We start from the raw sequence: 9,731 nt of genomic DNA, 5'->3' as shown, positions 1-9,731 counted from the left end.
GACGAGCTGATCGCGGCCGGGCGACTGGCCGAGGGCCGCCACCCCGACACGGTCGTGCGGCTGTGGCTGCTGGACGCGCGGGCCCGGCTGCGCCTCGCCCAGGGCGCGGACGAGGCCGCGCTTGCCGACGCGCTCGCCTGCGGTCACGCCTACGAGCGTTGGGGCACAACGGGTCTGTGGGACGTCCAGTGGCGGTTGACCGCGGCGGCGGCCCACCTGCGCCTCGGTGACCGGGAGAGCGCGGCGGCCTTGGTCGACGACCAGCTGCGGCTCGCCCGCGATCTGGCCGTGCCGCGCCACATCGCCGTCGCGCTGCGGTCCGCGGCCGACCTCGCCGACGGCGACGAGGCCCGGCGGATGCTCGCCGAGGCCGTCGACCTGCTGCGCGGCGGACCGGGCAGGCTGGAACTGGCCCTTGCGCTGGCGGCGTCGGGGGAGCGGGCCCTGCTCGCCGGGGACCGCCGCACCGGGCGGGACCTCCTTCGCGAGGCGGCCGAACTGGCGCTGGAGTGCCACGCCCCGGCGGTGGCCGAACGCGCGGGCGCGCGGCTGTCCGCGGGCGGTGGGCGACCGCCCAAGCTGCGCGTCACGGGCGTGTCCGCGCTGACCCCGGCCGAGCGGCAGGTGGCGCGGCTGGCCGCGACGGCGTTGACGAACCGCGAGATCGCCGAGCAGCTGTTCGTCACCGAGAAGACCGTCGAGGCGCACCTCAGCCGCGTCTACCGCAAGCTCGACGTGCGGTCCCGCACCCAGCTCGCGCTGCACGCGGACTCCCTGTCCCGCTGACCCCCGCACGGGCCTGACCGGCGAAGTCCGGGGTTTCCTGTGGGGTTTCCCCCAACGACCGCGGGGGCCGTTCTCCCTACCGTTGTCCCTACCGGAGTCGCAGGGGAATTCCACCGACTCCGTGTCAGCGAATCGCGCAATTCACCAAGGGGAGAACCATGTCCGCGGAGAAGATCACCTTCCACAACGTCGACCGCCCGACCTTCGAGGCCGTCGAGGAACGGCTCCTGGAGGAGTTGGGCGGCCTCCGGCCCGACGACGCCAAGGGCGAGCTGCACGTCCTCGGCGTGCGGGGCTCGCTCGACCACGACGAGAAGGACTCGTCGGCCACCGTCTCGCTCGCCTTCGTGCCGCCGGTGTTCAGCAAGGGCGCCGTCGTCGGCTGGCTCCAGGACGCGTTCGCCGGTGGCCTGCACTGGGACAAGGTCACGGTCACCCTCGCCAACAACGCCTCGCTCGACCTGTCCGTCGGCAACGTGCCCAACCTGACCCACGGCGAGTGGAGCACGTACCCCGTGTCCGTCCCGGCCGGCAAGGAGATCGAGACGTTCTCGGCCGAGAGCATGCCGGGCGCCTACGTCGCTCCCGTCGGGACCGTGGCCTACGGCCTGCCCGACGGCACCGTGCTGACGGTGAACTTCGACATGCAGTTCGCCGTGGACCAGGTGTCGACGATGACCGCGTCCCTCAGCGGGGCCCGCGCGAGTTCCTACAACCTCGCGATCGACGGCAAGCACAAGTCCTACGGCGGCCAGGGCACCCGGTGGACGGTGACGATCACGCTGAACGAGGGCGCGGGCTCCACGTCCGTCGAGACCTCCTACACCCGCTAGACGGTCGTGATCACCACCCGGAACGGAGCCAGCACGATGATCAGCACGAACAGCCGGGAGACCTGGCCGTCGACCGACTGCAACGGGATCCCCCTGGAGGACCCGGTGACCGTCGCCGTGAGCGGCAGCGTGGTGCTGTTCGCCCGCCGCGCGGACACCGCCGTCACCGACCTCTACTACGACGTCCGCCCCACCGGGGTCGAGATGGGCGCGGCGGGGGAGTGGGCGGGGTGGCGGAAGCTGCCCCTCGCGGAGCCGACCACCGGCGCGGACACCGCGCCGCAGTTGCGCGTGGGAGGCGGGTCGCTGATCACGGTGGGACCGAAGGCGGCCACGCCCTCGCCCGCCGACGCCCCGTTCCGGGTGGTCGCCGACGACACCCACGTGTCGGTGTTCCGGTCCTCCACCACGGGATCGCTCTACGTCGACCGGTTCGTGCTCGTGGAGAACCCGCTCGACGAGCGGGAGGCGCGCACCGGCGGCGCCCCGGCGCAGGTGCTCGAACGGGCCTGGGAGACCCGCTACCGCCGCAGCGGCGTCCGGGACCTGCCGTCCGGGCCGGGGGACGCGCTCGGGTCGACGAACATGATGAACCTGCCGTTCCACGAGCCCACCACGGAACTGCCGGTGCTGTCCGGTGTCGTGCCCGGCGGTTTCGACGTCGCCCTGGTCCCCACCGGCAGCGGCAAGCGGTGGTACGTGGTCGCCACGACCACCGGCTCGGCGGAGGTCACCTGCCTGTCCTACCCGCGGGACGACACCGGCCGGATCGACGTGTCCCCGTGGTCGGCCGAGTCGTTCACGCTCACGCCGCGCGTGGCCGTCCAGGACGGTCCGATCGTCGACCTCGCGCCGTACCTCGGTGTCGCGGTCTCCTGCTACGAGGAGCAGGAGACCGCCACCATGCCCGACGGCACCGGCGGCAGCCTGCGCCGCGGTGTGCGGTTGGCCATCGCGGTCCCCGTCCGGAACGCGGCGGCCGCGCTGCCGGGGGCGCTGGCCGTCTACGACTTCCCCGTCCTGGCGGGCGGCACCGTCCCGGAACTGCCCGCGGGCACGCCGTGCGCGCTGCTCGACGGCGTGCTGAGGAACGGCGCGTTCTCGCCGACCGCCGCCTCTGACGGCTACCCCGTCCCAGCCGAGGCCGTGCACGTGTCCGGCGACGCCGCCGTGACGGCCGTCCTGCTGGGCCAGCCCCAGCCGAGCGGCGTGCCCGTGCTGCTCAACGGCTCGGACGGCCTGCTGCACTGCTACTTCTCCGGCGGCACGCTCGCCGACCGGTCCACCGATCCCGACCGGGCCACGCGGTTCCTGGTGGCGCAGCTCGACCCCACCGTCACCAGGGCCACCGTGCGGCCGACCTGGTCGGCGCCGTCCACCGACGGCGGGACGCTGCCGCTGGTGGCCCGCCGCACCGGCACCACCCTGAACGGGCTGGAGGTGACGATCGCCGACTGCGCGGGCCAGCCCGACCTGTGCACGCTCACGGTCGACTACGGCGACGACGCCGGACTGCCGACGGAGACCTGGAAGGGCGTTCCCCGTGACGTCGAGCTGATGGCGGCCGTCGTGAACGGCTCGTCGTCCGGCGACCCGTCGGACCCCGCCGTCCGCTCGGGGAAGACCCCGTTCTACGACCTGACCGGCACCCTCACCACGGCCCGCCTGCCGCTCGTGGGCGCCGGGCGCCTGACCGTCGCCTCGCACCGGCCCGACGTGCTGCTGACCGAGGTGGTCGTGACCGCCTCGGCCGCCCCGGCGCGGATGGACCTGGCGCTGACCTACACCTTCGCCGACGGCGCGACCGCGACGCAGACGTGGGCGTCGGTCCCCGCCGACCTGGCCGGGCTGGCCCCGGTGCTCGACGGCGTGGCGAGCCCGTCGACCTACCGGTACCTCGCCGGGGCGAACGACACCCGGATCCACGCCCTCGCGACCGACGCGGGCAGCGTCCTGCTGTTCGCCGCGACCGGCGCGGCGATCACGGTGACCGTGTCGCCTCCCGTCGACGGCGACCCGACGCGCTGCGACATCACCGTGGCCCAGGGGACCTCCACCTCGACCACCCTGCCGAACGTCGGCCGCGACCAAGCCAGCGTCGTCGCGGCGCTGAGGGCGAACGCGACCGTCAAAGCCCTGTTCCCGCACGTCTCCCCGGACCCGTGCCCCGGTGCTGTCCTGGACCAGTCCACGTCCCTGCCCGCGGACCTGCGCGCGGGCTCCACGCTCTTCGACGTGGTCCGCCCCGTGCCCGCGGGCCTGGTCATCGCGGGCTCGACCGCCGCCACGACCCTCCAGGGCCGCACCCTGTCCGCGCCCCCTCCCGCAGGATCGGATCCGGGCCGGGGGATGCTCGCGCTGTCCGCCGGTGGGGTCGGCGTCCCGCTGATGGGCGAGCGGGCCCTGCTGGTCAACGGCGTGAGCACGGTGTCCACGCCCGGCTCGAACGGGCGGTGGCTCTCCGCGCACATCCCCAGTGCCTTGACGGTCGGCGCGCAGGGCGGGATGGCGGTCGCCCCCGGCGGTCCACAGCTCGCGCCCACCGCGGGCACGACGATCGAGGCGTGGGTGAACCCGTCGATCGGCGATCCGTCGCCCGCCCTCTGCTACCGCCGCGACGTCGGGACCCTCGGCCTCGGCGAGGTCGACCCGTCCTACTACCTCGGCACGGTCGCCATGGCCGCGCTGCGGTACGGCTCGTTCGTCCCCAAGCGGCCCTACGCGGGCTCGTACGTGAACGTGCCCGCGCAGACCTACCTCGCCCCGGCGGTGACCCCCGCCTTCACCTGGGAATCCTGGGTGCGGCCCGACGCCGTGCCCGCCCCCAAGAGCGCGTCCGGGTGCCTCCTCCAGGTGCAGGACACCACCTACCCCGACCTCGCGCAGTGCGCGCTGTCCCTCAGCGCCGCGCGCGTCCTCTCGTTCGGCTACCGCACGGGTCCGCCGGGCAAGCCCAAGCTCGCGACCCTGTCCGCGCCGACCCCGCTGCCCGCCACGGCGTGGACCCACGTCGCCATCACCGGCGCGGTCGACCCCGCCGTCCCAGGCCGCTACACCCTGACCCTCTACGTCGACGGCGTGCAGGCGGCGACGGTCGTCGACCAGCTCTACACGGCGGCGACCGACGCGCCGTTCCTGTGCATCGGCGCGAACGACATCCGCGACGTCAGCGTGTTCGGCGGCCTCGCCGAGGTGCGCTTCTGGTCGTCCGCCCGCACGTCGGTGGAACTGCTGCGCACCATGGACACCTCGTTGTACGGCACCGAACCCGGCCTGGTCGGGTACTGGCCGCTGACCCCCGAGGCCGTGGACGGGCACTACTCCAACGCCGCCGTGCGCACCGGCCACGTGCTCGACGGCGTCCTGCGCCTCAGCCCCGACCAGAGCGCCAAGCCCACCAAGGACGGCGAGTTCGTCAACATCGTCGCCGCCGTCGCGGGCACCGACCCCGTGGTCGCCAGGGCGTTCATGCGAGCCGGGCGCTGGCACCACCTGGCGGTCGCGCACCAGGTCGCGTCGGGTCTGCTGATGAACCCGAAGGGCATCGGGGGCACCCGGCTCGACTTCGGCACCTGCGTCGACGACGGGATCGACCTCGGCGCGCAGGCGACCGTCGAGGCGTGGGTCCAGATGAACCAGCCGAGCGCCATCGACCGCACGATCGTCGCGCGCTGGGGGGTGAAAGCGTCCGACCAGGCGTTCCGCGTCGCGGTCACCTCGGACGGCACGCCCGTCGCCACGTTCGTCCTGGACGACCCGAACAGCGACTCGACGCCGACCGTGACCGCCGTGCACCCGACGAAGGTCGTCGACGGGCGACCGCACCACCTCGCGGTGACCTACGCCGTGACCGAGGACGGCACGGGGTGCACCTGCTCCGCGACGATCTACGTCGACGGCGTCGCGGGACAGCCGGCGAAGGTCGCCGTCGACGGCACCGCCACCGTGTTCGTCCAGTCCTCCAGCCAGCCGCTGCTGCTGGGCATCAGCGCGTTGGAGAAGGGCGACCCGATCGCGCAGGAGTCGAGGGCCCCGTTCCAGGGGCTCCTCACCGGCGTGCGGTTCTCCTCCTCGGCGTTCACCTCCGCGCAGGTGCGGGCGGCGATGGCGGCGGCGGCCGACTACGACGCCGCCGACGGCGTCATGGCCGCGTGGTGGTTCGCCGACCAGAGCGGCGTGACGGCGACGGACTCGGTGGGCGACAACGACTTCACCCTCAGCGACACGGACGCGTGGTCGACGTTCGCGGCCATCTCCCGCACCGCCTGCTACAGCGACGGCGTGCCGATCGCGCTGCTCGCGCCCGCCGGCGCGGCCAGCGCGCCCGGCTACCGCGGCGCGCCCCAGTGCACCGTGGGCGCGGCGCTGGTCGACGGCGCGTACACCGGGTTCACCGGCCAAGTGGCCGAGGTCCGGCTGTGGCGCACGGCGCGCACCCACGACCAGGTCCTCGACACCGCCCACCGCCCGTTGACCGGGGCCGAGGTGGACCTGAGCGCGTACTGGCCGCTGGACGGCGACGCGCTCGACCTGACCGGCAACGGAGCCGACGGCACGCTGATCGGCTCCCCGCCGCCCGCGTTCGCCGTGTCGCGCGTGCCCGTCGGCAACGAGGGCCCCCAGGTGCGCAACGCCTACGCCGCCACCGGCACCGACTACCAGGAGGAGATCACCGGCAGGCCCGCGGTCGTCGAGTACACCGACAGCGACACGCACTCCGACGGCACCCCGGCCGCCGTGATGCGCCGCGCCTACGCCGCGTGCGGCCCGACGCTGGCGGTGTTCACCGGCTACGGCCTGGGCGAGATGATCCTGACCTACCTCGGCCAGGTGCAGACGTCGCCGAGCCTGATCGGCTACATCGAGGGCGCGCCGCCGGTGCCCAGCGAGAACCTGTCCCGCCCGCTGTACCTCAGCCCGTTCGGCTACAACTCCTACCTCGACGCGACCTCGGTGCAGGTGCAGCAGACCGAGGCGGCGTCGTTCAGCTTCACCAGCTCCGACTACCGCACCAAGGTCAAGATGGACCTGGAGGTCAAGGCGGGGTGGGTCGGCGAACCGGAGTTCTCGTCCGGCACGGGCCTGCTGTCGGTGGTGACCTTCAAGGGCAAGGTCAAGGTCGGCCTCCACCACAAGACCAACCTGTCGCAGGCGGACCAGACCACCGACGCCTACGCGTCGGGGTGGACGAGGCTGGCCACCGACGCGCTGGGGTTGCGCGGCGCGTGGGAGCCGGAGGCCGACCCCCTCAACACCGACGTGGGCAGGCGGTACCAGCCGCACAACACCGGCTACGCCCTGGTCCAGTCGATGACCGCCGACCTGTACGCCATGCGCCTGAAGTCCACCGGGGCCATGGTGGGGAAGATCGTGCTGCCGAACCTGGACATCCCGCCGGACCGCAACGTGCTGATGTTCCGGATCCGGCCCGACTACGTGAAGAACGGGACCCTGGACGGGAAGGTCGGCCTGGTCAACGACCCGGACTACCCGCTGGCGGACCTGGAGCGCGGCAGCTACTTCAAGCCGAAGGAGGCCTACCGGCTGGCCGACCGGATCGAGAAGGCCGACCAGCGGGCCCGCACGTACTACGACCAGTTCGACGCCGTGGGCCTCGGCGAGACCGGACCGGGCGCGCCGTCGCTCGCGGACGCGTCCGACCGGCAGTTCTACGGTGGCGACGGCGTTCCCACGCGGGGCATCGCCAACCGGTACGTGTGGACGGCGGCAGGCGGCCTGCACACCGAGACGGAGAACTTCTCGACCACGCACGAGGTGTCGAGCACCGGCCTCTACAACCTCACGTGGGCGCTCGGCCCCACCGTGGACGCCGAGATGTCGGTGCCGTTCGGCGCGTACGGCAACGTGGACCTGATGTTCGGCCAGGAGATCAAGGTCCAGGTGGCGAAGAAGGAGACCGACAGCTACCTGCTGAACCTGGCCGTCACCAACAACTGCGACCCGATGCTCCAGAGCTACGACGCGCGGGCCAACGGGGGAGCGGGCGCGTACACGGACGAACCGTGCCCCGGCAAGGTCGACGCGTACCGGTTCATGTCGTTCTACCTGCCGCCGTCGGCGGACCACGGCGCCGCGTTCCTCACCGACGTGGTCGACCAGGAGTGGCTGCGGTTCAGCAGCGAGCCCAACGCTGTCGCCCTGCGGAACCTGCGTGGCGGCAGCGTTCCGTGGCGGGTGCTGCACCGGGTCACCTACGTCAGCCGGGTGCCCCCGACGTTCGACACGAACCCCGCCCAGACCGTCGCCCCGACCCCGGAGCTGACCATCGACGTCGAGGACAACGCGCTCCTGGTCGCGCTGGTGGCGCAGGCGCTCGGGTCGGCTCCGGTGACCGGGGCGACGATCGGGGCCGCCGTCGCCGAGGTGCTGGCGCCGACGGACCCGTCGGTCGACCCGGTGCTCGGCCGGTACGTGCCCTGGTGGACGGAGCTGGTGCGCCGCGCCCGCAAGGACCCGCCGGACCCCGATGCCGCGGCCGTCGTGGACGACCTGCTGATCGCCACCGTGCAGTACTTCCAGTCTGGCTACGCGGCGGGCTCACTCCCGGTCGAGGCCTGACGCCGGACGGGTGGCGCGGTTCCCCCGCGCCACCCGTCCGCTCACACCACCGTCTTGCGCGGGATGAACGCGGCCACCGCGGCGGACACGAGAGCAGCGCCCGCACCGATCGCGATGATCACCCGGAAACCGGTCAGCGACGGCACGACGGCGGGCCCGAACGGCACGGTCAACTGCGACAGCACCACCCCCGCGACCGCGCTGGACACCGACGTGCCGATCGACCGCATCAGCGTGTTGAGGCTGTTGGCCGCGGCGGTCTCGGTCACCGGCACGTTGGCCATGATCAGCGACGGCATCGACCCGTACGCGAGCCCGATCCCGGCCCCGATGACGCTGGACACCAGCACCAGTTGCCAGAGCTGGCTCATCAACACCAGGTTCAAGGCGTAGCCGAACGCGACCACCAGCGTGCCGATGATCAGCGTGGTGCGCGGCCCACTGGTCCGGGTGATGCGCGCGGAGATCGGGGCCATCGCCATCATCACCAGCCCGGACGGCGCCAGCACCAGACCGACGACGAACATCTGCTGCCCCAACCCGTACCCCGTGGCAGCGGGGAGCAGCAGCAACTGCGGCAGCACCAACGACATCGCGAACATCGAGAACCCGAAGATCGCCGACGCCAGGTTCGTCAACGCGACGGGCCGCCGCCCGCTCGTGCGCAGGTCGACCAGCGGTTCGCGGTTCCGCAGCTCCCACCGCCCCCACCCGACCAGGACGACCACCGCGACCACGATCAGCGAGAGCGTCAGCGGACTGGTCCAGCCCCACTCGGTCCCCTTGGACACGGCCAGCAGGAAGCACACCAGCACGATCGTCAAGCCAATGGCCCCGACGAAGTCGAAGCGCCCACCAGACCGCACCGCCGACTCCGGCACCAACACCACGACCAGCGCGGTGGCCACGACACCAACAGCGGCAGCACCCCAGAACAGCACGTGCCAGTCGAAGCTGTCAGCGAGCAACGTGGCCGCGGGCAACCCCAACGCCCCGCCAACACCGAGCGACGCGCTCATCAACGCCGTGGCGGACCCGAGCCGCTCCTTGGGCAGCTCGTCCCGCATGATGCTGATCCCCAACGGAATCACGCCGGACGCAAGCCCCTGGAGCGCCCGCGCCACCACCAGCGGCGCCAAGCTCGTGCTCAACGCGGCCAACACCGATCCCGCCACCAGCAGCCCGAGGCTGATCAGCAGCATCCGGCGCTTGCCGAACATGTCACCCAGCCGCCCCACGGTCGGCGTGGCGACAGCGGCGGCCAACAACGTGGCCGTGATCGCCCAAGCGGTGTCGGCAGCGGTTGCGTTCAGCAGACTGGGCAGACGGGGCACCAACGGGATCACGATCGTCTGCATCAACGCCACGGTGACACCCGCGAACGCGAGGACGGCCACGACGACGTTCGGCCGCCGCGTCTCGACAGCAGGCACCTCGGCCGACTCGACGTACGCGGTGGATGGCGTAGATGGCACGTGCGTCCTCCGATGCGGGGTGCGAGCGAGCAGATCATGATTAAAGCAGTCAGTTGAC

Annotated in this window: 4 protein-coding genes; 3 read left to right on the top strand and 1 reads right to left on the bottom strand. The window is 72.5% G+C overall.

Annotated elements, in window-relative coordinates; genetic code table 11:
* From ACFWW9_RS24765 to ACFWW9_RS24755, 3 genes are all read left to right on the top strand, one after another.
* The coding region (locus tag ACFWW9_RS24765) for a LuxR C-terminal-related transcriptional regulator (protein WP_390382373.1) at positions 1-786 on the top strand (786 nt) is incomplete at its 5' end.
* Positions 787-944: 158 nt separating this feature from the next.
* On the top strand, positions 945-1,619 hold the full coding sequence (locus ACFWW9_RS24760; protein WP_390382370.1) for a hypothetical protein: 675 nt from the start codon (positions 945-947) through the stop codon (positions 1,617-1,619).
* A gap of 36 nt (positions 1,620-1,655) precedes the next feature.
* Positions 1,656-8,198, top strand: a complete 6,543-nt coding sequence (locus ACFWW9_RS24755) for a LamG-like jellyroll fold domain-containing protein (protein ID WP_390382367.1) — start codon at positions 1,656-1,658, stop codon at positions 8,196-8,198.
* Positions 8,199-8,239: 41 nt separating this feature from the next.
* Here the strand turns inward: ACFWW9_RS24755 and ACFWW9_RS24750 are convergent, their stop codons facing one another.
* The gene (locus tag ACFWW9_RS24750; protein ID WP_390382382.1) at positions 8,240-9,631 is read right to left on the bottom strand and encodes an MFS transporter; all 1,392 of its coding nucleotides are present in this window, start codon (positions 9,629-9,631) and stop codon (positions 8,240-8,242) included.
* Positions 9,632-9,731: the final 100 nt, after the last annotated feature.

The sequence above is a fragment of the Umezawaea sp. NPDC059074 genome (genome assembly GCF_042738955.1).
Classification (GTDB): Bacteria; Actinomycetota; Actinomycetes; order Mycobacteriales; family Pseudonocardiaceae; genus Umezawaea.
The sequence above is the reverse complement of the archived record's forward strand: the minus strand, read 5'-3'. Positions and strand labels throughout refer to the sequence as shown.